Genomic DNA, 26,989 nt, shown 5'->3' on the forward strand with positions numbered 1-26,989 from the left:
ATTTATAATGCTAAAACCTCGGCTTTCGCTGCGATAAGCTCTTTAGCATGTTCATAAAGTTAGTGGTGTATTTCTCGGAAGAGAAATGCTGTTTGATATGCTTCTCGGCATTTTTGCGAATGGTATTGCGAAGCGTAGTGTCCTTCATTAGCGATTCGCCTTGGATGACGGCTTGATTGACGTTGCCGCGCGCATACAGCTTCCCCGTTACATCATGAATCAGAAATCTGCGGATACCGTCCGAATCCGTTGTCAGCACCGGACAACGGCAGAGCATCGCTTCCGCTACCGCATAGCCGAAGCCTTCCAGAATGGAGGTCGAGCAGAGAAATCCCCCCGAATCCCCAATGACCGAGAAATAGTCTGCAATTTGCTCGTGCGGAATGTTCGAATAAGCGATGAGTTTGTTTTGCAATTGCAGGCCGTTAACCCATCTGTCATAATGCTCCTTCTCCACCGGATCGCCCAGTGTCGTATCGCCAAAGATCCACAGATACCCTTCAGGATGGTTTTGCAGCATGCGGGAACCGATGAGAAGAAACTCCCGCCAATTCTTATTCGCCTCAATTCGGCCAACCCAGCCAATGATCGGAAACGGCTTCGGCGGGTAAGAGCTGTAGCCGAACCCCTCCGTATCCAGCGGGTCGTCAAAGCAGAAATGAGGGATGCCGTGCAGATGCGCCATCATCAGCTCCTGCAGATGACTCGTCTGCGGGTACAGCACGCCGTCTGCCGCCTGCAGCACGCGGGCCGATATGTCTGTGAGCACCGCGCTGGCGGTTTGCAGCGTTCCGAGCCCTTGAATTTCAAAGATAAGATGTCCTTTAAAACCGGCCTTCTTGATGGCCAGCAACATTGTCACATCTGTGCATACGACGATAGCATCGTAGTTTTGCTTCTGGATCAGCTTGGCGATGGAAGCCTCGTCATTCATCACGAACGTCGGAATGTTTTTAATGTTTTTGCGCCCCTCGCCATCCAAGGAATAGAGCAAGTGGCATTCCACGTCCATTTTCATGAAGGCATGACAGCGGATCCGATTGAGTGTTTCCATGCCGCCGCTGGGATTAAAGAAGGTAAATAAAAGTTTCATCCCGGATCACTCATTTGAGCAAAGTTAGCCTTCACATAGTCGACCAGACTTTGCCTGCGGAACAGCTCGTCGTACATCCCGGCTTTACCGCTATGGGTACTGGAATGCCGATAACCGACCGCGCTGCCATCCTCGGTGTAGTAGTTGGACATGAGTTCGGGAGCGGCTTTCTCCATCTCATTGTGCAGCACCGTAAGCTCCATTAAGTCATTAAACAGGCGCGGTCCGAGGATGTAGCTGTAAGGCGTATGAACCATCTGGATAGCGTGAAGCAGAGCTGTTGCCACGTTGGCATTCGGGAACCATTTGAAATCCGTCGTCGGATGCGAAATATGAGACAGATCAGCGGTTACCCTCATGTCCGGAGAGAGATCCAGGATATAGCATGTATAGTTACTGAAGGTTTGCTCGTAGAGGTTCTCGATTCGCGCGATGACCTCCGGGCTGGACTCCTTCACCGGAAATAGTATCGTCATGTAGGGGGCAATCCCCCTGCGCATCCTGGCGTGATGTCTCGCCAAATGATACGCGTACCGCCATATGCGGTGCTGGGAAGTCGATTGCAGCGTTGCTGATACACTAAACGTGGAGTTCACCCGATAATCGAGAAGCTCCACAGGAATATACTTGATGTTGCAATGCTCGGTGATACGCAGCCAGTAATCATAATCTTCTACCGGCACAAGCTCATAACCGTCAATCTGTTTGGCATAAATCGATTTATACATAAAGGAGACACCGATGAGAGAGGAATCCAGCAGTTTCTCAATCGGCTGCGATTGATATTGGCGCTGGACGGCAAGCATCTTCTCATCATAGATCGTGTTGCCGTCGTTATCGACCGATTGGAACGAGCTGTAAACAAGGCCAAGCTCTTGCGGTCCTTTCACTAAGGCATTGCGAAGCGTCTCCAGAAATCTCGGATAGTAGATGTTGTCGCTGGACACCCAAGTTAGATAGGCGATATTGGGCATGTCATAAAAATATTGAAAACCGGTGTTCAGCGCTTTGGCGACTCCCTGATTGTAAACATGGGAAACGATTTGCACTCGCTTATCGCCTTGAATGAGCATGCGGACGAGCGGTTCCATTTCGGGCGCTCCGTCAATGACAATAATTAGCTTGAACTGCTGGAACGTCTGCTTAAGCACAGATCCCAGCGCCGCTGCAAGAAACGCGGGTTTCTGTTTGTATAGTGGCATGACAACCCCTAAGTCGATCATACTGTCACTCCTTCCAATGCACCATTCTGTACTATTGTATTTCCATGGCACCCGTTTGCTTGTGCGGCTATCCCTTGAGGCGATAGCCTTTTCATAATAAATGGGAATTCAGCGCCATTTCGCTAAATTCCCATCTCTAATTGTATGAACCTTCTACTATGGCGTTGTTGAGAAAGCCGAAATTTCCTGCCAATCCAGCGCAAGCATTTGCTGGCCATCGACGGGTGTACCAAATTCGTCAACCCCGAAAGCCGTAAAAACAACCTCTGAAAGTACCCCGGACGCATTGACCTGTATTTCATAGGCAATGTCGCCTGAAATATTAAACTGACGGGAATCGCTCGATTTCCCGGGCAACATGTAGCCGGTTAGATAGATAAGCGTGAGCGTATTCGTCGTCGGAGGTACAACATAGACCTCGATCAACACCAGAGCCGTCGTGCTGGTGATATTCCGTGCGTTTATAACAACACCTGAAGCAGGCGTCGGTAAATCGTTATGAATCAATCCTGATGAAAACGGCATGTCCTCACCTCCTGTATGTCAATTAATTACATTTTATTCGTACGACATGCAGAATGATTGGGAAAAAATACACTGACAATCGCATATTTTCATATTAATCGTGATAGTTAAACGAACATTGTACATTTATTTTCGTAGAATACACTATGGAAATATTCCGAATTAAAAGGAGGAAAATCGTGGCCAATTTCAACTTTCAAGTCACGCCATCAGGAAACCCGAAATTCGAACCCAGCGTCGCTGTCAATTTGCTCATCCCGGGCATTATGATATCGGTTGCCGTCGACGAGTCTTCAGGTCCCCCTCTGATTGGTCTGTACCGTTCGCTAGACGGGGGATTCAGTTGGGTCAACAGCCTGCTCCCTTTGCCACCGGGCTTTAATGGTGCCGAAGCTCCTGTTGTGTCGTATGGATTTCCCAATATCTTTATCGTAACGGCACATGTTTTCCCCGGCGAAGAATATGGTACAACCGTCGTCTACAAATCCGTTGACAACGGTGCGACCTTCAGCGCTCCCGTGGTTGTCAGCCCTGGCTTTGGTTCGTATATCAACAACGATGAAACGAACTGCACGGTCGATGCCTCGCAGGCAAGTCCGTTTATCGGCAATATGTATGTTACCTATAACCGTCAGTTCAACGTGGATAACGGCGGTAACTCGGTTGCTTTCTTCAATCGTTCCAGAGATAACGGCGCTACCTGGGATCAGCCTTTGCTGCTCTCGAACGAAGCCGATCAAGTAGAACGGCCCGATATTACCGTCGATCTGGTCGGTGTTGTCGATGTCGCCTATGTTACGGTTGACCCAAGTTTTAACTTCATCGTTCGTCAATCGCTTGACGGCGGCGCTTCCTTTCCCAACGCCGTTGTCGTCTCGAACGTCGTCCCTGTCCCTTCCCCGCTGCCCGTTGTCGGCTACAACTTCCGCGTACTCACCTTTGCCAATATTTCAACCGATCGGTCAGTAGGACCCTTCACGAACCAAGCTTATGCCGTATGGCAGGATAACCGTCTTGGTTATGCCGATATCTTCATGTCTAAACGTGCCCCCGACACGAATAACTGGACGACGCCGGTCAGCATTACGGGCGCGCCGGCCAATTCGCAGAACTTCTTCCCCGCCATTGATGTCGATCCACTGACAGGGGTCGTCAACATCATCTACTACAGCAATCAGGTGAATGGCTTCGATCTCGACGTGTATGTAGCCCGGTCGATTAACGGCGGTCAAACCTTCACGAATACCCGGATTACCAACGTTTCGTTCAACCCGAATGCCAGCAGTCCTGTACCGGTTCCGCTCATCGGCGATTATATCGACATCGTCAGCGTTCCTCCGGGCGGCTATATCGGCGTATGGATGGATACGTCGCCGGGTACGTTCTGTATCTTCGCCGGTTACTCAGATACCGTCATTCCATAGGTTCCTTGCGCAAAAAAAAGAGTCAAGCTCGAAGGCAGAAGCCCTCGGCTCGACTCTTATTTTGTTTATTTCAGCATGACGCCAAGCCGGCGGGCCGCTTCGATAACAGCAGGCGCTTGACTGCGCATGATTTCGGTCGTGAGCCGATTGGCCGGACCGGATACGGACAACGCAGCGACCAGCTTGCCCGTGCGAGAGAAGACCGGCGCAGCTACCGCTGCCGCCCCCTGCTCGCGCTCCTCCACGCTCATCGCGTAGCCGAGCTTTTGCCACTCCGCCATCTGCTCCCGATACTGATGCCGATCGAAGGCAGTCGGCCACGAGGCGTCGGCAAGCAGCTCTTCGCGTTTGGCAGGCTCCTCGAAGGCGATAAGCACCTTGCTTGATGCGCCGACGTACAGCGGCAATCTGGCTCCGATAGGAGCCACCCTGCGTATGGCCTGGATGCTCTGGACCGCTTGAATGCGGATCCGCTCATTGCCGTCGCGCAAATACAAGCTGACGGTTTCCCCCAGCATATCGCGCAGCCGCTCCATCTCCGGCAGTCCAATCACAGCTGGGTCGTCCGCCCCCGACATATTAGCCGACAGTTCCCAGATGCGAAGCCCGAGCTTATAGCGATCCGAAGCCGCATCGCGAGCCACGAAGCCTCGTTCCTCCAGCGTGGCGAGCATGCGATGTACGGTGCTTTTATGAAGCCCGACGCTATCGGCAAGCTCCGTCATCGCCCACTCTTTCTTAACCGTAAAGCATAGCAATATATCCAGTGCTCGTTCGACAGCACGAACCGTTGATTTTCCATCCTCGGCCATAGTAGGTTGGCTCCTCGCTATAGTTTCACTGAGTGAAACTTGGTTACAGTCAGTATAACGTAAGGATGGCAGCCCGGTAAAGCTTTGGCATCCGAATCGACTTATTTTACAGCCATGTTACAGGACGCTAACATTACGTCGACACGCATTGACAGGCCATGGCGGCGCGCCATACCATAGGAATATAGAACTAGTTAAGCGCTTTCATAATTCAATAAGCAATTGTCATTATAATCACTCTTCTTAAGGGGGCCTCCACCATGAGCACAACAACAATGAGTCCTGCACTACCCGCAGCCGGCGGATTTACGCCCGGACTGCTTCCCCCTATGCTGCCTTCGCCGCAAGCTCCCGAACGGGCGCTTGCCGGAACACGCACACGACGCAAACACGCTGCGCTTGCCGTACTTTCAGCCCTGGCAGCCCTGCTGCTGTTCACTGCGCTTGCCTTTCATGGTTATGTCGCATGGGTAATCGCACATCCCTATGTACCTGCGTTATATTCTAACCCGAAGATTGCTCAAGGGCTCGATTACAGCGATGTCTCCTTCCCAAGTAAAAGCGGCCGCACTACCGTTCACGGCTGGTATATCCCTGCAGTCGGAGCGGAAACACATTCCGACAGAACGGTTGTATTCAGCCACGGCTATGGCGCGAACCGTGAGGAAACATGGGTGCCCATGTATGAATTGGCCGCCCTGCTGAATCGGCTGCACTATAATGTATTCATGTTTGATTACGGCTACGCCTCCTCCGGACAACGTTCTCCGGCAACCGGGGGCAAGGAAGAGTCGCAGCAATTGCTGGCGGCAGTCAACTATGCGCGGTCGCAGGGCGCTGACGAGGTCGTCGTCTGGGGCTTCTCGATGGGAGCCGGCACTGCGCTTCAGGCAGCGCTCCAAACGGATTCGACGGACAGCATCGATGCCATGATCCTCGACAGCACGTTTCTTCCGAGCTCGGATTCCTTATACAATAACGTACGCCAATACATGGATTTGCCTAAGTACCCGTCCATCCCGATCATCGAATGGATGCTCCCTTTCTTCACGGGCGTAAACTTTAATCAACTGCCTGTCGAGCAAGTGCTGCAAACGACCTATGACATGCCGCTCTTCATCATGCATGGTACAGCCGACGCTATAGCTCCGGTGACCACCGCGGAGCAGGTATCTGCAAGCCAGTACAATTCGCTCTCGCGCGAGTGGATCGTGGAAGGCGGCATGCATGAGATGCTCTTCCGCACGCATCCGAAGGAATATATTCAGCGCGCTGCTCTGTTCCTTAGCCAAGTAGATGCCGCTCGCAAATCCACCTCCGCCGCTTAGGTTCGAGAACATAATAGACAATCAAAAGCGAATGGTCAGTACTGACCATTCGCTTTCATTAATGCGCGATCTTTCTCTTTCAGACGCGGGCACGTATAGCAATAATTGAATGTCCGCTCGAGGCGATGAGGAAGGCAATAGGCAAGGCAGCACACCGTCCTCAATGCCATTTTTTTGTTGGCATCCGCAGGATCGTCGATATAGCTGCGTTTCGCTGCAAATGGATTTCTCGGAAGTCCGAATGCGCTGGCATCGATATCGGTTAGCCGCGTCTGGTAGTGATGAATAATTGCCTGTCTGCGTTCCTCGTCCGTGACTTCGCTCAGTTCCTCCTCCATTTGATCATAAGCGGCGTTTACAATTTGCCCCCATAATTCAATCGGTCTCATTCGAGCCAGACGCGCCAGCGTTTGGATCATAGGCGTTACTTGTTCCCTGTAAAAAGCATCCAACGTTTTCTTCAGCCAAACGTCGCGGTCCGCATTTGGCATTTCTGTGTATCGGATAGTGTTGAGTTGAAATGAAAACTGAGGATAGGAGGATTCGGCAATTAATTGAAGGGTCAAATTGGAGGATGACACGTCTAAGACGGCGTCAGTCCAGTGAAACAGCATATGCTGCAACGCGCCGCAGACGCCCGCATACCAGCTGATGAAGAACGCTGCCGTTTCCGGCCGTTCTTGCGCTTGCAGCAGCGGACCATATGCGTTCAATACATGCAGCAGCTTGTCTTCGTTTAATAAATCTGCCGCGGGCATGATGAGCACGGTTTTCTCCGCCTCCCTTGATGTCAGAAAAAACTTCTCCTCGAGTTGTCCCAAGTCCATCGTACTCATTGCATACCCTCCCTTTATTTTTGTTTATCTTCGAAAGCATGAACGACTTCGTCAATGGCGTTGCTATCTGCGAGCGGAGACATGCCAAGGTTAAACCATTCCTTGCTCCCCATCAGATAAACCTGGTTTTTCTTTACGGCCGTCATGTTTTTCCATAACGAGCTGTCCATCATTTCTTTATACCGATCTTGAACGGCTTGATTCGCATCGTCGCTCATTTGCAAGATGATATGATCCGGATTGTATTCAGGAATTTTCTCCAGTGAAATCGAAAGGCTGTTTTCGCTTTGCGGAAAATTTTTAATCGAGCTTAGGCCAAGCCCTACATGAATAAACTTGCCGCGATCGCTTTTTTCACCGTAAATGAAGATTTCCTTATCCATAATCTCCATATAGAGCACGGTCTCATCGCCGACCAATTGATCGAGCTTCTTCTTGGCTTCCTCTTCTTTGACTTGCAAATCCTTAATGACCGTTTCGGCCTGTTCTTTTTTACCGAGGATTTCGCCAATATCCCGTAATTCGTCGCGCCAATTATCCCGCTGCGGCAGAAGCACGGTAGGGGCGATTTTGGATAGCTGACCGTAATCTTTATCGGACCACCATGTAGGTGCAATAATCAAATCCGGCTTGGACGCTAAGATGGCTTCGAAATCAGGTGTTCTTGCAATGCCCATTTTGAGCGTATCTTTAAAGGAATCCTTCAAGTAGGAAGGAAAATCCAAATGATAGTTTTGAACGGCAATCGGCGTTACGCCGAGCGCGTACAGGAACTCCGGATAAACGACGGATAGGCCGATGATCTTGTTAGGCTCGGCCGGAATGCTGACGTCCCCTTTCAAGGTTTTCACCACGCGCTGTTGATTTGCTTCATCTGCAGTCGTATTACCTGTATCGCCTGCGTTACTTGTGTTACTTGTATTACTCTCATTACTCGCATTACTCGTATTACCAGCATTCTCGGCTGCCGTATCGGTCTTATCGGTCGATGTGTTAGCCGCTCCGCAAGCCGTGCTTACCATAATGAGTAACACGATAACTAATCCTCTGACCCAACGTACATTTCGTTTCATCTCTCTGGTGCTCCTCCTGAAAAAACTTTTTTCAATATGATAATCTCTAAATAGAATTGATTATCATTATCATCTATTAGGAGTATAAATGAATTTTCAATTTCGGAATATTGATGATAACGACATAAACTTATGCACGATTCCGCCAAAGTTTGAGCGCTTCGTCAAGCATGAGCTCATGCGTGAACGCCGTGTATTCAATCCAAGGATAAGCGGGAATGAACGCTACGCGATTATTCCCAACCGCCTCCAGCCTGTTCCAATCTTCGGAGTTGGCTAGTGTTTGCCACGTTGATTGGGATAGAGAATCCTCGTCCACGACGAGCAAGATTCGGTCAGCCTCGAATACCGCTAGCTGCGACGAATTTACTTGTTGGTTTGGTTTCATGCGGTCTACGCCGTGCGCGGGCAGCAGGTGCAGATCATCGTAAAATACCGTGGCCAGACTTCGGCCGGCCAGCACGGTGCAGCCCTCTCCGCTAATTCTCAGGATGAGAAGACGGTCATCTTTCACCGTATCCCGGACTTCGTCCCTTACGAAGCTAGCTTTGCGATCATAATTATTCAGCCAAATCTCAGCAATGGAGGACATATCAAGAAACTTCGCGATTAATCGCAAATGCATGCGCCAGTCATTCTCCATCCAAGGCACGAAAAACGCCGGCGCGATTTTCTTCATCCCGTTCTGTTCCTCGACTGAAGCATGGATGTCGATCCCGATGATGAAGTCAGGGGCGGCAAGAACAATTTCCTCTTTCTTTACCCGTTCGACCGAGCTGAGCGGGATTACGGCATCCGTCTCATATTTTCTTCTATAGTAATCCGTCCATGGATGTTCCGCTGGAGCGGCGATAGGCGTGATTTGCAGGGCAATCAGTTGCCCGATATTCGCATTATGATAAGCGACGATCTTCTTTCTGCTGTTCTTCATAAATGCCGCAGGCGGTATCCCTGAGATCTGCTTGAATTTACGCCGGAAATAAATATCATCCTGATAGCCGACATGCCGTGCAATATCTCGGAGCCGATCTTGTCCGTTTCTGCGAATGAGCTGCTGCGCCTGTTTGATTCGGAAGAAAGTCAAATAATCAATCGCGCCGCTGCCATACCTCTTTTTGAACAATCGCATAAAATGACGCGAACTGATCCCTACCAATTTGGCCAAATGATCGATTGTCAGTTCCTGTTGAAAATGCTGCTCGATATAGCTTTTGGCATATTCCAAAGCTGCGTCCAAGCCGATTTCTTGTACGAGAAGCGCCTCTCCCAGAATGGTTTCGATCAATTCTTGGAACAGAATTTGGCTCCGGAAACGCTTTAAAGGTTCTCCGCTCTTCATGTATTCGTCAATTGTCCGGCATGCATGATGCACGGATACCGGCGATGAAACGTTAACCTCCCCTTGCAGCGGAAATGGACTGTTCCGTCTGACCTTCTGTATCGCGTGCGTAGATGTAGGATCTTCACTGAAAACATCGAATCCCAATTCATAAATCCCGCGTTCATCAAGCGAATCAAAAGTGGCTTCAATAAGGTGGCCGGGCTTTAGTACATACACGCTGCCTTGCCGAAGTTCCACGAAATGTCCATCTATATGAAGACGGCCTTTACCGCTGGCCATGACGAGCATCATATGTTTCTCGATAAATTGAAGCTTAAGATCCCGGTCATTCATGTGCTGCTTAATATGAGCGATATCTCGAAGCTTAAATACCAAGCCTTCCAGTGAGGCGTATACCTTGTGCTCATCATTCTTAGTTCTATCATCCAAAGCAAGATCACCGCCCTTGTACAATCTAAAGAGCATTTTAGCTTACCGGCATGCGGACCGCAATTTCTATCCGCATAAACAAAAACCGGCACATGCCTGTTGGGGGCTTGTGCCGGTTTGGGACGAATGCTTCATCCAATTACAAGAATGTGCCCTTACTGCTTGAGCAGCGACAGGAACTCCGAACGGAGCGCCGCGCTTGTACGGAAGTCGCCGCGGACTGCCGAAGTCACCGTCTTGCTGCCCGGCTTCTTCACGCCGCGCGCGCACATGCACAGATGCTCGCCTTCAACGACGACCATAACGCCATGCGGCTGCAGCACTTCATCCATGATATCCGCAATCTGCGAGGTAATACGCTCTTGCACTTGAAGACGGCGCGTCACCGCTTCAACCAGACGTGCAAGCTTGCTTAAACCCGCAATCTTGCCGCTTGGAATATAGCCGATATGCGCTTTGCCGAAGAACGGCGCCATGTGGTGCTCGCACTGACTGTAGTATACGATATCGCGTACAATGACCAGTTCTTCATGCTGCTCGTCAAACGTAACGCCCAGCACTTCGCGCGGATCTACCTCATAGCCCGCGAAAATCTCCTCATACATCCGCGTTACGCGTGCCGGTGTTTCCAGCAAACCTTCGCGCTCCACGTCTTCTCCGATGAGCTTCAATATTTCACGAACGTGATGCTCAATTTGTTCCCGATTCGATGAAACGGCTGAGTTGACGTAATCTTTCCTGCCCGCCATATCTGCAACGTCTCCTTTCCTGTGAACCAATCGCCGGTACTTCCTTCTTATCTCCGTCCGCCCGGGCGATTGTTCCCCTTCGTAAATTGCTGGTTCTTCATCATTTGCTGCGCTTTTTGCATTTGCTGGTTATTCATATTGTAGCCCATTTGCTTTGCCATCTTTTTCAGCATTTCCGGATCGTTTTGCATCTTCTCCAGCTGCTTGCGCAAGTAGTATACGCCCGCGAAAAAGCCGCCAACAGCGCCGACTATGAGCGTAATGATCGAAATAATGACCGTCCACATTGTCATCTCACCTTGTCCTTATCTGTAAGTATATTGCAACTTATAATAGCATGTAGGACCATGCGTTCGCAAACAATCTGTAAAGGCCGAATTTCGGTACAACGGGATTCTAACGAATTGTAGAAGCCTTATCGGGCCGATTTCTCAGGCTTCGAGAATCTAACGAATCGTGGAAACCTTATTTGGGCAAATTCGGCACCCAAATAACCGCAAACCGTCAAATAAGACCTCTACGATTCGTTAGAAATTTTTGAATGGCGTTTTGAGGCAAATAAGCCCTGTACGATTCGTTAGAGCAATCCTCGTTTGAACTCCCATCCGACATTCCTCACCTCGTACGCACCCGATACTCTCCGTACACCACCACCATATTGCGCAACTCACTCACATCGGCGCATTCGCCCCCACGCACTCGCCTCCGCACTCAACGTGCATAACTACTTTCGCCAAGCCTGTCCGATCCTCAAACACAAAAAAACCTGACCTTCAGAAAACAAGGTTAGGTTCGCATTGTCGCTCTATAACCGCCCGGCCAAGTTCAGCCCAGCACCTGTTCGATAAATACCGTCGTATGCTTCGCCAAATCAATCTCGCGGCTCTCGACGCTGTCATTCGACTCACGCTGAAGGACCCGTACGATTGGCCGGCCCGGCAGTCCGCGGTGCTGTCCGACGACAATACCGGTCTCCTTCGTCGTGAGCCTAACCGATACGCCGTTCGGGTAGATCGAGACGATCCGCATGAAATGAACCAGGATCTCGTGATCCAAGCTCGTCCCTGACATCGCCATCATCTGCTCGCAGGCTTCATGCGGCAGGAGCCCAGCGGCACCTTCGCCGCCGCTGGTAAGCAGGTTATCAAAGGTGTTGGCCACCGCTACAATGCGGGAGTACAGGTGAATTTGATCCCCTATCAGCCCGCGCGGCTCGCCTGTTCCATCGACATGCTCGTGGTGCTGAAACGCAACATGAGCGATAAGAAGGCTAAACTCGCGTTTGGCCTTCAGCAGCTCGAAGCCTCTCCATGTATGACGCTTGGGCTCGTCATTCTCCCCATTCGCCTCAAGGTCCGGCTTCCCGAGATCATGCAGCAGCGCACCGATCGCCAGCTCCTTCAGCTGCACTTGATTCAGCTGCAAGCTGACGCCAAGCAGCGCCGAGAGCATGCAGACATTCATCGCATGAATGTACTCCGCATTATCCCGCGTACGGATGTCGTTCAATTGAACGAGCACATCCTTATTGCGAATCACATCGAAGAGCAAATCTTCAATCGTTAAACTGATCGCGCGCGAGTTCAAATCTTTACCGGAGCGAATCGAATCCATCGTCTCGGACATTTGCTTAATGATGCCGACTTTGGTTTCTTCCGACAGAATCTCCTCTTGCTCTTCCATCTCCATGCCGGCATCTTTAATATAGACATTCGTGACGCCGATGCGTCTTAAAGTGCTGATCATAAAGACCGTCAGCTGCACTTTCGAGGAAAGCAGCACTGCCCCGTTGACGGCGTAGATCGTCTTGCCGAGAATATCGCCTGGTTCAACCGCTTCGATATCGACATATTTCATGATGTCTACCTCTTCCCCATATCTTTACGTCGAAGCTGTCATGCTCATGAGCGCGTCCTTGATCGCTTGTTGAACCGTTTCCTCCTGCTCGCGCAGCGCGGCCGTTCGAAGCACCTCCGCCGCATCCTCGCCGCCGATTCGGCCAAGCGACCACGCAGCAGTTGCTCGCAGCTCAAAGCGCGTATCGCTGCGGAGCATATCCGCAAGCGCAGGCACAGCGCTTGCATCCTTGAAGTTGCCGAGCGCGATGACCGCGTTGCGCTGGATCGGCTTCCTCCCGCGCCAAGCTGAGGAGCTGTTGCCGTACTGCTCCTTGAATGCCCGATTCCCAATCGTGAGCAGCGGTACCAGAAGCGGCTTTACTTTGTCGTGATCGGGTATAAGCTCCGGATGGTGCGTGGCATTCTTCCCCTTGTTCTCGGGGCATACAACCTGGCATGTATCGCAGCCATAGAGCCGATTGCCGATCTTGCGCATCAGCTCATCCGTCACGACACCTTTCGTCTGCGTGACGAAAGAGATACAGCGCTGTGAATTCAGCTGCCCCGGCGCTACAAGCGCATCCGTCGGACAGGCATCGATACAAGCCGTACAGCTGCCGCAGCTCTCCGTGACAGGTGCATCGGGCGGGAGCGGCAAATTCGTAATCATCTCGCCTAAGTACACCCAGGAGCCCCACTCCGGCGTAATAATCGAGCAGTTGCTGCCAAGCCAGCCGATGCCGGCCCGCTCCGCTACCGCACGGTCAGAGAGTGCTCCCGTATCCACCATGCTTAAGAAGCGTCCTTCAGGCACGCGCTCCAGCAGCCAAGCTTCCAGCCGTCGCAGCCGCTCGCGCAGGACGCCGTGATAGTCATCTCCCCAAGAAGATCTCGAGAACAAACCGCGCCTTGCTCCCGGCTCGGACTTCGGTGGATCCTGAAGCTTCGATGGATACGCGATTGCGATCGCAATAATGGATTTCGGATCTTCGAATAACAGCGAAGGCTCCGTCCGTTTATCAAGGTCCGGCTCTTCGAAGCCGGACTCATAGCCTAGCTCCCGATGCCGCACCAGCCGCTGCTTCAGCTCAGTGAACGGCTCCGCGGAAGCGATTCCGATTTTGTCAATGCCAAGACTCGCCGCAGCGTCCTTCATCTCGGCTTTTAACTGTTGCCAGTCGATCTTGTTCATGTTGCTCCCGTCCAACTCGGAGTCTCCTTTTAAACCTACAAATGGTTCAATTTGCTGATCGGCCACAGAATGTAATCTGCACGGCCAAGAATCATATCCCGCGGCACAGCCTGAAACGACCGGCTGTCGCGACTCGCCTTATTGTGGCGATTATCGCCCATCACAAAATAATGATCGGCTGTGACCGTCTCCGGTCCATAATCCGAATCTTCGATTTCGATGTCTGTATAAGACTCTACTACGAGCTTCCCGTTGCGATACAGCTGCCCTTCGCGAATTTCGATCGAATCGCCAGGCATCCCAATAATCCGTTTAACCAAATATTCTTTATGTTCGATTCCGTTTGATGGGTCCTTCAGAATGACCACATCACCTTGCTTAGGTGAGCCCATTAAGTAAGTAGCCTTATTCACAAACAGCCATTCCTTCTCATACAAGGTCGGCTCCATGGACTGCCCTTTGACCGTAGAGAGGTTAAACACGAATACATTCAAGCAAAGAACGACCACAGCGGCAATCGCCAGTGTGATAAACCAGCTGCGCAATTCAGCAACCCATGGTGACAGCGCCTTCGACTCCTTGTTCGCAGAAGAAGAGGAAGTCCTTGCAGCCTTTGCTTTCACCTTAACCTTCGGGGAGCCAGGCCGTTTGCGCGGCCCGAATTCTGTCTGCTCCGCACGCTGCGAAGACTCCGTATCCGAACCGGGATTGACGTTCATAGCTGCTACACCTCGCCCATATGTTTGTTCCACGCCTCAAAGTAACCAAGAATAAGGTCATCGTTGAAAGGGGCTTGTCCGTTCTCGATCCGCTTCAGCAGCGCACCGAGCCCCTCCATTACTTTTCGGTTAACTTCTTCCGAATAGTGATAGGCAATCTTATGGAGCTCATATTCTTCTTGATCGACGACTTGCGCTTTCCCTCCGCGGGGCACGATAACATCGAGGTCGTAATCAATGTAAGTGAGAACATCATGTTTGAAGAAAAGGGGGGAGGCCACATTGCAATAGTAGCGAACGCCATGATCCTCGAGCAGACCAACCACATTGAACCACTCGCCGGGGATAAAGAAGGATACCGCAGGCACTCGGCTAATCCACTGCTTGCCGTCCGCCTCTTGGATAGGTGTCTGTCTGTTGATGAACACATGCATCGATTCCGCCGCATGCTCGCTTGCCAGCAGCTCTGCCGGCACCTGCCAATTCTCCAGCCACATCCGGTGCAAATGGCCGTTATTCTTGAAACTCTTGATAACACAAGGACGGTACGTTGTCATAAGCGTAATACTCCTAGCGAGGTACTTTCTTACTATAAGAAAAGCATATCTGTACGCCAAAATCAATGACGCCTTAGATATGCTTGTCCATAATTGCTTATTTATAAGTGCTTGAATCGAATTGTCGCTTAACCGGCAACAATGCTTAATTTCTGAAAGGAACGGAAAAAGTCCGTTGTAGCATAACCCAATGATTCATAAAGCGAAAGAATCGGCTCGTTATGTTCGTCGGCCGTCACCATGATTTTCGTTACATTCCGCTGCTCAAATCGTCCACGCAGGGAGCGAATCAGCTCTTTGCCCAATCCTTGACGTTGGTAATTCGGATGCACGGCAATACGGTAATAGTAACCTCTGCCCTTGTCTATCGTCCCGATAATGATGCCTGCGATTTCATCTTCAACCGCAGCAACGAGTACCAGCTCACTGTCCCATGATAGTTGGCGGCCGAAAGCCTCCATCGTTTGTTCATAGCATTCTTCTGACAGCACAGTCTCCAGCAGTTCCGTAACGGGCCGATAATCAGCTAATTGGAAGGATCGAACGTCCATAACTTTAAGCTCCTCTTCAAACGCAGTATGGAAATAACGGCATAGCTAGGGAAGAAATCAACTTCGCTTCAAGCAGACAGCGACAGCCCTTCTTCTTTAGGTAAAATTAATAATACGACAAATTCGCTCGAATTCCTTCTAAAATCTTTAAAAATCCTTAAAAAATATAATAAATCTACATCATTCTATTGAAAACGCTTTAATTTAAGCGTTTTCATAACATTAACGCTATCAATCAACCCAAAAAAAGTGCCACATGGGCACTTTTCCTTACGAATGCTTCATATAGTGCGCCAATGCATCCCGCCATGGTCTTAGGTCTTGCAAACCGGCCCGCTCGATCGCGGAGTGGCTCATGACGGAATATGCCGGTCTGGCCGCAGGTCTCGGAAATTCCGCTGTCGAACAAGGCACAAGCGTGATGGTCGCACTGGCCATGTCCCTGCTCTGTACAATCTCTTGCGCAAATTCAAACCATGAGCAGCTCCCGGTATTGGAGGCATGATAGACGCCGTACTTGTCGGTTTGAACAAGCTCGATCAGAAAACCAGCCAGATCAAGCGTATAGGTAGGAGATCCGATTTGATCGTGGACGACCTTCAGCCGATCTCGCTCACTCGACAGCTTGAGAATGGTACGGACAAAATTATTCCCGTATTTCCCATACACCCACGACGTGCGAACGATGTAATAGCGATCGAGCAGCGCCGCAACTTCCAACTCGCCGGCGAGCTTCGTTTGCCCATAGACCGTTTGCGGATTGGTCGGCTCCTCGATCTCGTACGGCTCATTGCCTTTGCCATCAAACACATAATCCGTGCTGATGTAGCAGAACTTGGCGCCGCATGCTTTCGCGGCCATAGCGACATTGCGCGTGCCCCATGCATTGATTCGGTACGCTTCATCCGCGTCGGATTCCGCCTTGTCCACCGCCGTGTAGGCGGCGCAATGGATAATGACATCCGGGCGATAGGCGTTCACGACATCGGCGCATTGCTCCGAGTTTGTAATATCGAGGTTGTCTCGCCCATAACCAAGAATATGTATTCCCGGCCGGACATTCAGTTCCACGAGTTCCATTCCCAGCTGACCGTTAGCGCCTGTGACGAGAATCTTCAGTTCATCCTGCTTGGCAGCTGTCATGAGCGACCTCCCAAGTAAGCGCCTGAGCGAATATGTTCAATCCAAGCTTGATGATTCAGATACCACTGAATCGTGGATTTTATGCCGGATTGGTAATCATACTTAGGTGTCCACCCCAGCTCTGTTCGGATCTTGTCCGCATCGATGGCGTATCGGCGATCATGACCCAAACGATCTTGAACGAACGAAATGAGCGATTCCGGCTTGCCAAGCTCCGATAGGATGGTCGAAACCACTTGGATATTGCTGCGTTCATTGTTTCCGCCCACATTGTACACTTCGCCGGGACGTCCCGCGTGCAGCACGCGGTCAATGGCGCTGCAATGATCCTCGACATGCAGCCAATCGCGCACGTTGAGGCCATCTCCATAGACAGGCAACGGCTGACCGGCGAGCGCTCGTTGAATCATGAGCGGGATAAGCTTTTCCGGAAACTGATAGGGTCCGTAATTGTTCGAGCAGCGCGTAATGTTCACGTTCATGCCGTACGTTTCATGATAGGCTCGGACAAGCAGGTCGCTTCCCGCTTTGCTGGCCGAATACGGACTGTTCGGCGCAAGCGGCGTCGACTCCGTGAAAAGCCCCGTGTCGCCAAGCGTCCCATAGACCTCGTCGGTGGATATGTGAACGAACTTCGCCACATCGTATTGTTTGGCCAAATCAAGCAGTGTCTGCGTGCCGAGCACATTTGTACGGATGAAGATATCCGGCTGCGAGATGCTCCGGTCCACATGGGATTCAGCGGCAAAATGAACGACGGCGTCAATGCCCTCCGCGAAAATCGGTTCCATCGCAGCTCGATCCGCGATGTCGGCCTGCACAAACCGATAGTTCGGGAGATTCGCAATCGACATTAAGTTAGCCGGATTGCCTGCGTAGGTTAACGCGTCGACATTAATGAAGGTGTAGCCGGGATATTTCGCGATCATATACTGCAGATAATTGCTGCCGATAAATCCGGCCCCGCCGGTTACGATCATTTTCACGGGCTCACTCACCCTCCATAATAGAAATTTTTCTCCGCGGCGGACAACGGGGGATGACCCCGATCCTTATCCGACAAGATCGGATTTGTCGCAGGCCAATCGATCGCAAGCAGCGGATCGTTCCATGCGATGCCGCGGTCATGCTCCGGCGAATACAGCTCGTCGACTTTATATTGCACCTCGCAGTTTGGAACCAGCGTACAGAACCCATGGGCGAAGCCTCGCGGTACGAGCAGCTGTCTCTTGTTCGAGGCGCTTAGAATGAATCCCTGCCAGTGGCCGTAAGTCGGCGACCCTGCGCGAATATCCACGACAACATCATAAATCGCTCCCGCCGTGACGCGGACGAGCTTCGTTTGTGCTTTCGGATTCAATTGATAATGAAGCCCGCGGAGCACGCCCGCTTCGGCTGACAACGAATGATTATCTTGCACGAAAAGATGGGGGATGCCCTGTTGCACGAACAACTCCTGATTGTAGCTCTCGATAAAAAAACCACGATGATCGCCATGTACCGCTGCCTCGATCAATTTGACGTCTTTTAACCTTGTTTCGACTATTTTCATCGTTACCCCTCGTTTGAACGACATTGCCCTCGGACTATATCAAGAAGTTCTACTATCTATAGATATATACAAAATAAGACGGCATTGCCTTTAGGCGTCCGTGGTTTTTCATGAAAATAGACAGCTTTATTTCATTTTCCATGAATTGCAAAGTGTTAATTTGATCATGCTAGAAGGTGTTCCGAGGGTGTTGTCAGCAGGTCGTACTTTACAAACATTTATGTTGATTTATTGCCCGAGAACGAGCATAATGGAAATGAAAAACGATACATATTATAGGAGGTATTTAATCAATGGCACACCAATTGCCCGCTTTGCCTTATGCAAACAATGCGCTTGAGCCGCATATCGATGAAACAACGATGATGATTCACCACGACCGTCATCATAACGCTTATGTAACTAACCTTAACGCAGCACTGGAGTCCGCTCCTGAGCTTGCAAGCAAATCCATCGAGGATTTGATCGCTGATCTGAACAGCGTACCGGAACCAATCCGCACTGCTGTTCGCAACAACGGCGGCGGCCACGCTAACCACTCCCTGTTCTGGGAAACAATCGGACCAAACGCAGGCGGCGCACCAACAGGCGCGATCGCTGATGCTATCGCAAACGAACTGGGCGGCTTCGACCAATTCAAAGCTGACTTCGCGAAAGCGGCAGCAACTCGTTTCGGCAGCGGCTGGGCTTGGCTTGCACTTAGCCAAGACGGCAAGCTGAAAGTTTACAGCCTTCCGAACCAAGACAGCCCGATCATGGAAGGCGACACGCCTCTTCTTGGTCTGGACGTTTGGGAGCACGCTTACTACCTGAACTACCAAAACAAACGCCCTGACTACATTGCAGCGTTCTGGAACGTTGTAAACTGGTCCGAAGTTGGCAAACGTTACGACGCAGCGAAATAAGTTTTCGCTCGCATCCGGAGACCTTCGTGCTATATGCACGGAGGTCTTTTTGCGTTTGCATTACGATTCTGTGTCTAACTACCTAACATGAATTTGCAATTTTTAAAGAAATTCATTATTTTTAGACAATTGGAACTATTTCCATGTTATAATTCCTCCCATATACCTAAGTAGAGAGATGGGGATACCTAATGTTTGATTGGTTGGGATTTCGCAAAGGATTGCCCTTATGGTGGTCGTACAAGCTCAATGCGGGAATGAAAGAGGATGTAGCGGATATTTTTGAAGGTATCGCAGATACGCGGATGAATATTCTAACGGCATGGACGACGGAATATTGGGATCATCTGGACCGGCTGCACCATCAGCTGTCCTTCCGTCAGCCCGGGGCGGCAGGTGACGAGGCTTGGGATCCTTCCGCCTTGGAGCGTTTATTCGCAGGAACTCGGGCACGCGCCTCGGATTTCTCAGAGATCTTCATGCTTGACGAGAACGGCCGCGTTGCTTTCTCAACAGAGACAAGCCATACCGGCGAGCTTTATGGAACGGGCAGTCTGCTAGAGCCGGGCCTAGCCTATTCGAAGGGCGGCGCGCCAAGCGGCCGCAACTGCTTATTTGGTCCCTATGCCGATCCTTGGACGCTGAAGATCGGGCCGAGCTCGTCTTCTTTTCACGATAAAATGACGCTTCTCTTCATCTCTCCAATCCTGCTTGGCGGCAAGTGGAAAGGCGCGCTCTGCGGCCGAGTGCCAAACGATGTCATCGGCGATCTTATCCAGCGGGAATCCGGTCACGTGTATCCCGACTCCGGGGATAACTATCTGTTCATGGCGCGTCCCGTGCTGAATACGCATATCGCACCGGGAACTGCTTTATCTCGTAGCAGGTTCGAGGACCGCACGTTTACTCATGGCGAGAATTTGATGGACGGCGTAACCACGGACTGGGGCGTCGTTTCCGTTAAGGAACACACGGAGCTGGAGCTCGTATTCACGGATCCTGCTACAGGCCAGCTTCATCCCGGCGTAGCGAACACCATTCGGAACGGCAGCAACCTGTTCGTAGAGTTTCCGGGTTATTCGGATTATCGCCATATCCCCGTTATCGGCAAAGGTGTGACGTTCCGGCTTCCCCATTGTCCGGATATGTGGGGGATGATGTGCGAGGGTGATTTGGAAGAAGTGTACCGCATTCGGAGCATTCGATTCACCCAATTCAGACTTGCGTTAGGCTGGCTGGCAGCGTTAGGCGCGCTTGGAACTATTCTCGCGTACTATCTGTTCACGAACGCCATGCCGGTTGCAGGCGCTGTTATTGTCGGCGTCTTCAATTTAATTTTTGGACTGGCCATGGTATGGTCGTTGGATCGCAAAGGCAACCAGGTGACTTCTCTCCAAATGCGCAGGCTGAACCGGTTTATCCGTATTAATGCCGAAGGAAAAGGCGACCTCACCCAGCGGCTTGATACGAGTTTGTTTCCGGCTAACGAAACCCGTGAGCTGGCCAAATGGATTAACAACATGATCGACTCCCTCGAAGGCGTCATGCTGCAGGTGAAGCTCGCTTCCGGCGATGTGTTGACGAATCAACGCGCACTGCTCGAAACTACCGGTGCGACTGCCAGCACAACCGAGCGTGTCAGCGGCCGGATCGGGGATATGATTCTCAGTATTCGAAATCAGCTGAAGGATATCGACATCGCCAAGGATGTTGCCGGCGAGATGCGCGAGACGCTGCGACAGCTTGAAGATAAGGCATCCGCAAACATCGGCGTGGCGCAAGGGGAATTGCTCCGTATCGGCGATAAAATGGAGCAGATCGCCGGCCGCGTTACGGAAACGAACCGATCGATCGAATCGTTCATGAAAACAACGGATGAAATTCGCAATGTCCTCGGTGTTATCGAGGAAATCTCGGCGCAAACGCATCTGCTTGCCCTGAATGCTTCCATCGAAGCGGCGCGTGTCGGCGAGCAAGGCAGAGGTTTTGCCGTAGTTGCCGGTGAAATCAGGAAGCTGGCCGCCCTCACCAAGAAATCGACGGAAGAAGTGCACAGCATCGTCCAAGATATCTATGTCCATGCGAAGGACGCTACTACTACGATGGCTCAAGGCACGCTTGTCGTGTCTGAAGGGACGGCGCTTGTCGCGGCGGCTTCGGAGCTGCTCAGCAGCACCCAGGAAGATGATTCGCTCAAATCGCAAATTATCGACGAGGTCGTTGTGATCATGGAGAAAATCGCGGCGGTCAGCAAGCAGAACCGTCGCATTTCGACCGAGGTCGAGGGCAATGTGCAGGAGCTGCTCGGCGACTTCGTCAACGTCCGCCATACTTCCAATCATGTCGAAGCCATCACGGCGTTCTTGCAGCAGCTGGTCGGACAGTTCCAACTGAGCGAGGCTCGCAAGCGCTGAGTGAGGTTTGCACGCGATAATGGATAAGTCTTGCCTCTTCGATTGCGGATGCCGCGATTGGAGGGGCTTTTGTCGGCTTTATTCGTAGATAGGCGTGTGTGGGCCTAATTTGCCTGTGAGTACGCTCAGCAGCTCCAGGTTGAACTTCTCCCTTTCATCGTAGAACAGGCCATGACCGCTATCCTCGAAAGGAATGAATCTGGAGTTCCGAATGCCTTGATGCTGCAGCTCGCCAAGCGCGAACGGAACGATGCGGTCTTGCTTGCCGTGCAGAATCGTTGTCGGTACATGAACATGGGCCAAGTCTGCGCGAAGATCCTCGTCCCGCAGCGCTTTCGTCCCTCCGATGGCACCGTAGGGGGATGACTCGAATCCTAGACCGTTGAACCATGTGCGGAAAGGGTCGCTGATTGGTTTGTGGAAGAACAGTCGGCCGAAGCTGTCGATTGTTTGCGGTCTGTCGGTCATGAGCCCAAGGAGCGTAGCTTCGGATTCGGAGGCTGGTTTGCCGTAGGGATAGCCGGGACGCTGGGTCATCAGCGGTGCAGCGGCGGCCGCGAGGACCAGTCCGCACATTCCGCGGGCAGCATGTCGTGTAATGTAGCGGATGGCGATGGCACCGCCCATGGAGAAGCCGACCAGCGTTGCGTTCTGGATGCCGAGCGACTCCACCACCATTCGAATGTCATCGGACATCCGATTGTAATTGTACCCATGCCAAGGAGCATCCGACTTGCCAAAGCCCCGCAAATCGATGCTGATGCAGCGAAAACCATATTTCGGCACCGCATTCAACTGGTACTCCCACATTTGGCGATTGACCGGCCAACCGTGCACGAATACGACCGGTCTGCCGTACCCGACATCTTCGACGTACACCTTTACACCGCGCTCTGCTTCCACATAGAACCCCATCGATCAGCCACCTTTCTCCCATCTCTATATGTATACCGCGAGGCGGGTTTACATAGTATCGAAACCTGCCAAAGTCAAACACCAGATAGGCGATAGCCGCATACACTGAACCGAGACAATTACCTATCCACGTTTTTGGAAAAGGAGTTTGATACATGAGTTACTACACGTATATTCCTGGTGCGCCTGCCGGCTACTCCAGTAAATATTCGGATTGTGGCTGCGGCGGACCACGCGCGTTTCCCGGAGGCGCAGGCGGCATGCTTCCCGGCGGCGGAGTATTCCCCGGCGGCGGCGGCGGTGGTGGCGGCTTCCCTGGCGGGGGCGGCGGCTTCCCCGGCGGCGGCGGAGGCTTCCCTGGCGGGGGCGGCGGCGGCTTCCCTGGCGGGGGCGGCGGTTTCCCTGGCGGAGGCGGCGGCTTCCCTGGCGGAGGCGGCGGCTTCCCTGGCGGGGGCGGCGGCTTCCCCGGCGGGGGCGGCGGCTTCCCTGGCGGGGGCGGCGGCTTCCCCGGCGGAGGCGGAGGCTTCCCCGGCGGAGGCGGCGGCTTCCCTGGCGGGGGCGGCGGCGGATTTCCGCCTGGGCCGGGGCCAGGGCCAGGTCCTGGACCGGGGCCATTCCCTCCAGGACCGGGTCCTTTCCCACCAGGGCCAGGACCTTTCCCTCCTCCACCATTCCCACCTGGACCAGGACCATTCCCACCTCCACCGTTCCCATTTCCGATTCCGATCCCTATTCCGATTCCGGGACCAGGACCGTTCCCAGGACCGGGTCAGCGGTTTGTGAGGGTCGTCATCAACGGTGGAACGTTCTTCCCTTGGGTAACACAGGTGTATAACGTAAGACACTTCCCGAACATGACCTTAGCGCAAGCACTCGCAGGCACAGGTGTTGTACGATTCGGCAATAACGGCCGTATCATATCCGTCAATGGCGTTGCTACTGTCGGCAGTGTTGACACCATTTTGCGCCTCAACGGTCGCCGCATTCCGGAGTCGCTGCTGTACCTGCCGGTTCAATTCAACGACACCGTTGGTCTTGAACTCACGGTATCCCCATTCGGTGGCCCGCGCGGGGATGATGAGCATTTCGGACTTCACCCCGACCAAATCGAAAACAACTACGCACAGCTTCAGCTCTTGGAAGAAAACAACCAAGGCTAACTTGGATAGCAAAACCCGCCCGCAGTTATTTACTGCGGGCGGGTTTTTGTTTTAGGCATTGGCTGCTTCGGCCTGATAGCAGTTTTCCCGACTCTCTGGCTCCGGAGCTGAGGTAGATTAGTTAGTTTGACTGCTGAGAGGCGGATTTCCCGACTCTCAGCTTCATTTCAGCGCAGTTTCGGCCGTGAGCGTCGGATTTTCCGTCTCTCACTTCAACACGCCGGGCCAAATTAGTTAGTTTAACTGCTGAGAGTCGGTTTCTCCGACTCTTAGCTTCATTTCAGCGCTGATTCGGCCGTGAGAGTCGGATTTTCCGTCTCTCACTTCAACACGCCGGGCAAGATTAGTTCGTTTGACTGCTGAGAGACGGTTTTTCCGACTCTCAGCTTCATTTCAGCACAGTTTCGGCCGTGAGAGTCGGATTTTCCGTCTCTCATTTCAATACGCCAGGCCAGATTAGTTAGTTTGACTGCTGAGAGACGGTTTTTCCGACTCTCAGCTTCATTTCGGCACAGTTTCGGCCGTGAGAGTAGGGTTTTCCAACTCTCACTTCCACAACGGCGCCAAATGGGTTAGCTGGAACGCAGAGAGCGCTGTTTCCCCACTCTCAGCTTCTTTCCGCGATCAGCGTCGCCGACAAACAAAAAACGTGGTGAAGCAGCCAAACTGCTGCCTCACCACGCTTCAATAAATGTATTAATGCGTGCTGCTCGCTTCTTCCTTGATCGCTTTCAAGCGCTTCATGACGTCGTTTGCGCCACGGCCGTAGTAATCGTGAAGCAGGTTGTACTCGGCGTACAGCTTCTCGTAGACCGCGACGTTCGCCGGGATTGGCTTGAACGTTTCTTCACGAACGCGGGCCATAGCTGCCGCTGCGTCGACGACGCTGTCGTAGCCGCCCTTGTCCGCTCCGGCTGCGACTGCGCCGAACATGGCTGCGCCGAGCGCAGGCGTTTGCTTCGAGGCCGCGATTTTGATCTCGCGGTTGGTGACGTCTGCGTAGATCTGCATCAGCAAATGGTTCTTCTGAGGCAACCCGCCGCAGGCGTAAAGCTCGTGCACTTCCACGCCGTTGCTGTGGAAAGCATCGATGATTTTGCGCGTGCCGAATGCGGTTGCTTCCAGCAAGGCGCGGTAAATTTCCTGCGGCTTCGTAAGCAGCGTCAGCCCCACCAGCGTGCCGGTCAAGTTCGTGTCGACGAGCACAGAACGGTTGCCGTTCCACCAATCGAGTGCGAGCACGCCGGATTCGCCGACGTTCAGCCCAGCTGCAGCCTTCTCCAACCATTCGTGGACGCTGATTCCTTCGACTTTGGCCGCCTCAACGACATAGGCAGGAACTGCCTCATCCACATACCACGCAAAAATATCGCCAACCGCCGATTGCCCCGCCTCATAGCCATAATAGCCCGGGATGATGCCGTCTTCGACCACGCCGCACATACCTTCCACTTGCTTCTCTTCCGATCCAAGCAGCATGTGGCAGATCGAAGTACCCATCGCCATAACCAGCTTGCCCGGCGTTACCACGCCAACCGCCGGAACGGCCGCATGGGCATCGACGTTGCCGACTGCAATGGCCGTGCCTGCAGCAAGCCCTATTCGAGCAGCCATCTCAGCCGTAAGCTCGCCGGCCTTCGTGCCGAGCGGAAGAACATCGCCGCGCAGCTTCGTTTCCGCCAAATCCTCGAGCCGCTCGTCAAGCGCTTTCAAGAAAGGGCGATTCGGATAACCGTCTTGCTTATGCCAAACCGCCTTGTAGCCGGCCGTGCAGCTGTTGCGTACAATGTTGCCCGTCATTTGACCAACGACCCAGTCGGTCGCCTCAACGAATTTATCCGCGGTTTCATAAATATCCGGCGCTTCATTCAAGATCTGCCATACTTTCGCGAGCATCCACTCCGAGGAGATTTTGCCGCCGTAGCGAGCCAGGAACGCTTCTCCGCGTGCCGCTGCGATTTCATTAATGCGGTTCGCCTCATCCTGCGCCGCATGGTGCTTCCACAGCTTCACCCAGCTATGCGGATTCTCCTTGTAAGCCGGATCGAAGCACAGCGGCTGACCTGCTTCATTAATCGGCAGCATCGTGCAAGCCGTGAAATCAATGCCAAGCCCGATAATAGCGGCAGGATCAATGCCCGATGCACGCACGACCGCGGGCACGGATTGCTCCAGTACCTCAATATAGTCGGCCGGGTGCTGAAGCGCCCAATCATGCTCCAATTTCAAGCCGGTTTCAGGCAAACGCTCATCAATGACATTATGGCGATAAGGGGTGACATGCTCGGCAATCTCGGCTCCATCGGACAAACGAACAAGCACCGCGCGACCGGACTCCGTACCATAGTCAACGCCAATTGCATATTTAAGATTCATCATTAGGCCTCCTAAAATAATGTACACTTCTGATTGCAACGCCGACTAACTACGCGATACTCCCCGACTTCTACTTCTGCCCGTAATACGCATTCTTGCCATGCTTCCTCAAGTAATGCCGATCAAGCAGGTGCTGATCCATCGGCTGCACCTGCGGGTTCAGCTGGAAGGTATGCAGCGCCATCTTGGCCGCTTCTTCGACGACAACGGCGTTATGAACCGCATTATGAGCGTCCTTTCCCCAGCAGAATGGCGCATGGCTGTACACGAGCGCAGCCGGTACTTGCAGCGGATCGATGCCGCCTTTCACGAAGGTCTCTATGATGACATTGCCCGTCTCCAGCTCGTACGCACCGCTAATTTCAGCTTCCGTCATCGGACGCGTGCAAGGGATTTCTCCGTAAAAATAATCCGCATGCGTCGTGCCCAATGCCGGAATCGCGCGTCCCGCTTGTGCCCAGCTGGTAGCCCACGGCGAATGGGTATGCACGATGCCGCCAACCCCTTCAAACGCCTTGTACAGCGCCACATGCGTCGGCGTATCCGAAGACGGACGAAGGCTGCCTTCCACAACATTGCCTTCTAAATCCACCAGAACAATTTGCTCAGCACGCAGTTCCTCATAAGGCACTCCGCTAGGTTTAATGGCAACCAAACCGCTTTCGCGGTCAATGCCGCTTACATTTCCCCATGTGAACGTCACAAGCCCATAACGAGGCAGCTCCATATTCGCTTCCCATACCGCTTGTTTCAATGCTTCCAACATACGCCCGCTAACTCCCCTCGCCAGGTCAATTGTAAGCCCATTATAACTTGTACGTACAAGTGTGTCA

The 26,989-nt window shown here is 52.4% G+C and carries 25 protein-coding genes; 5 read left to right on the forward strand and 20 right to left on the reverse strand.

Annotated features, from left to right (window positions below):
• Positions 1–10: 10 nt before the first annotated feature.
• The 3 genes from BM412_RS24285 to BM412_RS24295 all read right to left on the reverse strand — a co-directional run bounded on the left by BM412_RS24285 (position 11) and on the right by BM412_RS24295 (position 2,841).
• Positions 11–1,093 (reverse strand): glycosyltransferase family 4 protein, encoded by a 1,083-nt coding sequence (locus BM412_RS24285; protein WP_091224117.1) that lies wholly within the window; start codon positions 1,091–1,093, stop codon positions 11–13.
• Positions 1,090–2,316 (reverse strand): glycosyltransferase family 2 protein, encoded by a 1,227-nt coding sequence (locus BM412_RS24290; RefSeq protein WP_091224118.1) that lies wholly within the window; start codon positions 2,314–2,316, stop codon positions 1,090–1,092. Before BM412_RS24290 ends, BM412_RS24285 begins: the two co-directional genes overlap by 4 nt.
• A gap of 156 nt (positions 2,317–2,472) precedes the next feature.
• A complete protein-coding gene (locus BM412_RS24295) occupies positions 2,473–2,841 on the reverse strand; it encodes a hypothetical protein (RefSeq protein ID WP_091224119.1) in 369 nt (122 codons plus the stop codon).
• Positions 2,842–3,020: 179 nt separating this feature from the next.
• Between BM412_RS24295 and BM412_RS24300 the strand changes: the two genes are divergently transcribed.
• Positions 3,021–4,265, forward strand: a complete 1,245-nt coding sequence (locus tag BM412_RS24300; RefSeq protein WP_256256569.1) for an exo-alpha-sialidase — start codon at positions 3,021–3,023, stop codon at positions 4,263–4,265.
• Positions 4,266–4,330: 65 nt separating this feature from the next.
• On the opposite strand, the gene BM412_RS24305 is transcribed toward BM412_RS24300, so the two are convergent.
• Entirely contained in the window at positions 4,331–5,077 is a 747-nt protein-coding gene (locus BM412_RS24305; RefSeq protein ID WP_091224121.1) for an IclR family transcriptional regulator, read from the reverse strand.
• A gap of 260 nt (positions 5,078–5,337) precedes the next feature.
• On the opposite strand from BM412_RS24305, the gene BM412_RS24310 reads away from it, so the two are divergent.
• Entirely contained in the window at positions 5,338–6,405 is a 1,068-nt protein-coding gene (locus BM412_RS24310; RefSeq protein WP_091224122.1) for an alpha/beta hydrolase, read from the forward strand.
• A gap of 35 nt (positions 6,406–6,440) precedes the next feature.
• On the opposite strand, the gene BM412_RS24315 is transcribed toward BM412_RS24310, so the two are convergent.
• The 13 genes from BM412_RS24315 to rfbC form a co-directional block, all read right to left on the reverse strand.
• Positions 6,441–7,241, reverse strand: coding sequence for a hypothetical protein (locus BM412_RS24315; protein WP_091224123.1), 801 nt, complete (start codon positions 7,239–7,241; stop codon positions 6,441–6,443).
• A gap of 14 nt (positions 7,242–7,255) precedes the next feature.
• Positions 7,256–8,314: an ABC transporter substrate-binding protein gene (locus BM412_RS24320; protein ID WP_091224124.1), complete on the reverse strand. Its 1,059-nt coding sequence runs from the start codon at positions 8,312–8,314 to the stop codon at positions 7,256–7,258.
• Positions 8,315–8,444: 130 nt separating this feature from the next.
• The gene (locus BM412_RS24325) at positions 8,445–10,085 is read right to left on the reverse strand and encodes a helix-turn-helix domain-containing protein (RefSeq protein WP_177246061.1); all 1,641 of its coding nucleotides are present in this window, start codon (positions 10,083–10,085) and stop codon (positions 8,445–8,447) included.
• A 155-nt stretch (positions 10,086–10,240) separates the two neighbouring features.
• Complete coding sequence (gene folE / locus BM412_RS24330; protein ID WP_091224126.1) at positions 10,241–10,834, reverse strand: GTP cyclohydrolase I FolE; 594 nt, start codon at positions 10,832–10,834, stop codon at positions 10,241–10,243.
• 47 nt (positions 10,835–10,881) lie between these two features.
• On the reverse strand, positions 10,882–11,121 hold the full coding sequence (locus BM412_RS24335) for a YneF family protein (RefSeq protein WP_091224127.1): 240 nt from the start codon (positions 11,119–11,121) through the stop codon (positions 10,882–10,884).
• A gap of 538 nt (positions 11,122–11,659) precedes the next feature.
• Positions 11,660–12,691 (reverse strand): HD-GYP domain-containing protein, encoded by a 1,032-nt coding sequence (locus BM412_RS24340; protein WP_091224128.1) that lies wholly within the window; start codon positions 12,689–12,691, stop codon positions 11,660–11,662.
• A gap of 24 nt (positions 12,692–12,715) precedes the next feature.
• On the reverse strand, positions 12,716–13,864 hold the full coding sequence (gene queG / locus BM412_RS24345; RefSeq protein WP_091224625.1) for a tRNA epoxyqueuosine(34) reductase QueG: 1,149 nt from the start codon (positions 13,862–13,864) through the stop codon (positions 12,716–12,718).
• 35 nt (positions 13,865–13,899) lie between these two features.
• A complete protein-coding gene (gene lepB / locus BM412_RS24350) occupies positions 13,900–14,583 on the reverse strand; it encodes a signal peptidase I (protein ID WP_091224129.1) in 684 nt (227 codons plus the stop codon).
• A gap of 5 nt (positions 14,584–14,588) precedes the next feature.
• Entirely contained in the window at positions 14,589–15,140 is a 552-nt protein-coding gene (locus BM412_RS24355; RefSeq protein ID WP_091224130.1) for a DUF402 domain-containing protein, read from the reverse strand.
• Between the two features lie 128 nt (positions 15,141–15,268).
• Positions 15,269–15,691 carry a GNAT family N-acetyltransferase gene (locus tag BM412_RS24360; protein WP_091224131.1) on the reverse strand — a complete coding sequence of 141 codons (423 nt, stop codon included), beginning with the start codon at positions 15,689–15,691 and terminating at the stop codon, positions 15,269–15,271.
• Positions 15,692–15,961: 270 nt separating this feature from the next.
• Entirely contained in the window at positions 15,962–16,810 is an 849-nt protein-coding gene (gene rfbD, locus BM412_RS24365; protein ID WP_091224626.1) for a dTDP-4-dehydrorhamnose reductase, read from the reverse strand.
• Between the two features lie 20 nt (positions 16,811–16,830).
• Complete coding sequence (gene rfbB / locus BM412_RS24370) at positions 16,831–17,820, reverse strand: dTDP-glucose 4,6-dehydratase (protein WP_091224132.1); 990 nt, start codon at positions 17,818–17,820, stop codon at positions 16,831–16,833.
• 8 nt (positions 17,821–17,828) lie between these two features.
• Complete coding sequence (rfbC, locus tag BM412_RS24375) at positions 17,829–18,386, reverse strand: dTDP-4-dehydrorhamnose 3,5-epimerase (protein WP_091224133.1); 558 nt, start codon at positions 18,384–18,386, stop codon at positions 17,829–17,831.
• A 293-nt stretch (positions 18,387–18,679) separates the two neighbouring features.
• Here rfbC and BM412_RS24380 point away from each other — a divergent pair, with 293 nt between their 5' ends.
• On the forward strand, positions 18,680–19,291 hold the full coding sequence (locus BM412_RS24380; protein WP_091224134.1) for a superoxide dismutase: 612 nt from the start codon (positions 18,680–18,682) through the stop codon (positions 19,289–19,291).
• 191 nt (positions 19,292–19,482) lie between these two features.
• The gene (locus BM412_RS24385) at positions 19,483–21,705 is read left to right on the forward strand and encodes a methyl-accepting chemotaxis protein (protein WP_091224135.1); all 2,223 of its coding nucleotides are present in this window, start codon (positions 19,483–19,485) and stop codon (positions 21,703–21,705) included.
• A 78-nt stretch (positions 21,706–21,783) separates the two neighbouring features.
• Here BM412_RS24385 and BM412_RS24390 read toward each other — a convergent pair whose 3' ends face one another.
• Complete coding sequence (locus BM412_RS24390; protein WP_091224136.1) at positions 21,784–22,620, reverse strand: alpha/beta fold hydrolase; 837 nt, start codon at positions 22,618–22,620, stop codon at positions 21,784–21,786.
• A gap of 155 nt (positions 22,621–22,775) precedes the next feature.
• Between BM412_RS24390 and BM412_RS32235 the strand changes: the two genes are divergently transcribed.
• Positions 22,776–23,780, forward strand: a complete 1,005-nt coding sequence (locus tag BM412_RS32235) for a hypothetical protein (RefSeq protein WP_177246062.1) — start codon at positions 22,776–22,778, stop codon at positions 23,778–23,780.
• 696 nt (positions 23,781–24,476) lie between these two features.
• Here BM412_RS32235 and BM412_RS24400 read toward each other — a convergent pair.
• On the reverse strand, positions 24,477–26,156 hold the full coding sequence (locus BM412_RS24400; RefSeq protein ID WP_091224137.1) for a ribulokinase: 1,680 nt from the start codon (positions 26,154–26,156) through the stop codon (positions 24,477–24,479).
• 70 nt (positions 26,157–26,226) lie between these two features.
• Complete coding sequence (gene araD, locus BM412_RS24405) at positions 26,227–26,922, reverse strand: L-ribulose-5-phosphate 4-epimerase (RefSeq protein ID WP_091224138.1); 696 nt, start codon at positions 26,920–26,922, stop codon at positions 26,227–26,229.
• Positions 26,923–26,989: the final 67 nt, after the last annotated feature.

The organism is Paenibacillus sp. BC26, assembly GCF_900116125.1.
GTDB classification, from domain to species: Bacteria; Bacillota; Bacilli; order Paenibacillales; family Paenibacillaceae; genus Paenibacillus_Z; species Paenibacillus_Z lignilyticus.

What these genes read in the sequence shown, in the direction of transcription:
- BM412_RS24285 (WP_091224117.1), bottom strand. Translation starts at nt 1,093, where the DNA reads ATGAAACTTTTATTTACCTTCTTTAATCCCAGCGGCGGCATGGAAACA.
- BM412_RS24290 (WP_091224118.1), bottom strand. Translation starts at nt 2,316, where the DNA reads ATGATCGACTTAGGGGTTGTCATGCCACTATACAAACAGAAACCCGCG.
- BM412_RS24295 (WP_091224119.1), bottom strand. Translation starts at nt 2,841, where the DNA reads ATGCCGTTTTCATCAGGATTGATTCATAACGATTTACCGACGCCTGCT.
- BM412_RS24305 (WP_091224121.1), bottom strand. Translation starts at nt 5,077, where the DNA reads ATGGCCGAGGATGGAAAATCAACGGTTCGTGCTGTCGAACGAGCACTG.
- BM412_RS24310 (WP_091224122.1), top strand. Translation starts at nt 5,338, where the DNA reads ATGAGCACAACAACAATGAGTCCTGCACTACCCGCAGCCGGCGGATTT.
- BM412_RS24315 (WP_091224123.1), bottom strand. Translation starts at nt 7,241, where the DNA reads ATGAGTACGATGGACTTGGGACAACTCGAGGAGAAGTTTTTTCTGACA.
- BM412_RS24320 (WP_091224124.1), bottom strand. Translation starts at nt 8,314, where the DNA reads ATGAAACGAAATGTACGTTGGGTCAGAGGATTAGTTATCGTGTTACTC.
- folE (WP_091224126.1), bottom strand. Translation starts at nt 10,834, where the DNA reads ATGGCGGGCAGGAAAGATTACGTCAACTCAGCCGTTTCATCGAATCGG.
- BM412_RS24335 (WP_091224127.1), bottom strand. Translation starts at nt 11,121, where the DNA reads ATGTGGACGGTCATTATTTCGATCATTACGCTCATAGTCGGCGCTGTT.
- BM412_RS24340 (WP_091224128.1), bottom strand. Translation starts at nt 12,691, where the DNA reads ATGAAATATGTCGATATCGAAGCGGTTGAACCAGGCGATATTCTCGGC.
- queG (WP_091224625.1), bottom strand. Translation starts at nt 13,864, where the DNA reads ATGAACAAGATCGACTGGCAACAGTTAAAAGCCGAGATGAAGGACGCT.
- lepB (WP_091224129.1), bottom strand. Translation starts at nt 14,583, where the DNA reads ATGAACGTCAATCCCGGTTCGGATACGGAGTCTTCGCAGCGTGCGGAG.
- BM412_RS24355 (WP_091224130.1), bottom strand. Translation starts at nt 15,140, where the DNA reads ATGACAACGTACCGTCCTTGTGTTATCAAGAGTTTCAAGAATAACGGC.
- BM412_RS24360 (WP_091224131.1), bottom strand. Translation starts at nt 15,691, where the DNA reads ATGGACGTTCGATCCTTCCAATTAGCTGATTATCGGCCCGTTACGGAA.
- rfbC (WP_091224133.1), bottom strand. Translation starts at nt 18,386, where the DNA reads ATGAAAATAGTCGAAACAAGGTTAAAAGACGTCAAATTGATCGAGGCA.
- BM412_RS24380 (WP_091224134.1), top strand. Translation starts at nt 18,680, where the DNA reads ATGGCACACCAATTGCCCGCTTTGCCTTATGCAAACAATGCGCTTGAG.
- BM412_RS24385 (WP_091224135.1), top strand. Translation starts at nt 19,483, where the DNA reads ATGTTTGATTGGTTGGGATTTCGCAAAGGATTGCCCTTATGGTGGTCG.
- BM412_RS24390 (WP_091224136.1), bottom strand. Translation starts at nt 22,620, where the DNA reads ATGGGGTTCTATGTGGAAGCAGAGCGCGGTGTAAAGGTGTACGTCGAA.
- BM412_RS32235 (WP_177246062.1), top strand. Translation starts at nt 22,776, where the DNA reads ATGAGTTACTACACGTATATTCCTGGTGCGCCTGCCGGCTACTCCAGT.
- BM412_RS24400 (WP_091224137.1), bottom strand. Translation starts at nt 26,156, where the DNA reads ATGAATCTTAAATATGCAATTGGCGTTGACTATGGTACGGAGTCCGGT.
- araD (WP_091224138.1), bottom strand. Translation starts at nt 26,922, where the DNA reads ATGTTGGAAGCATTGAAACAAGCGGTATGGGAAGCGAATATGGAGCTG.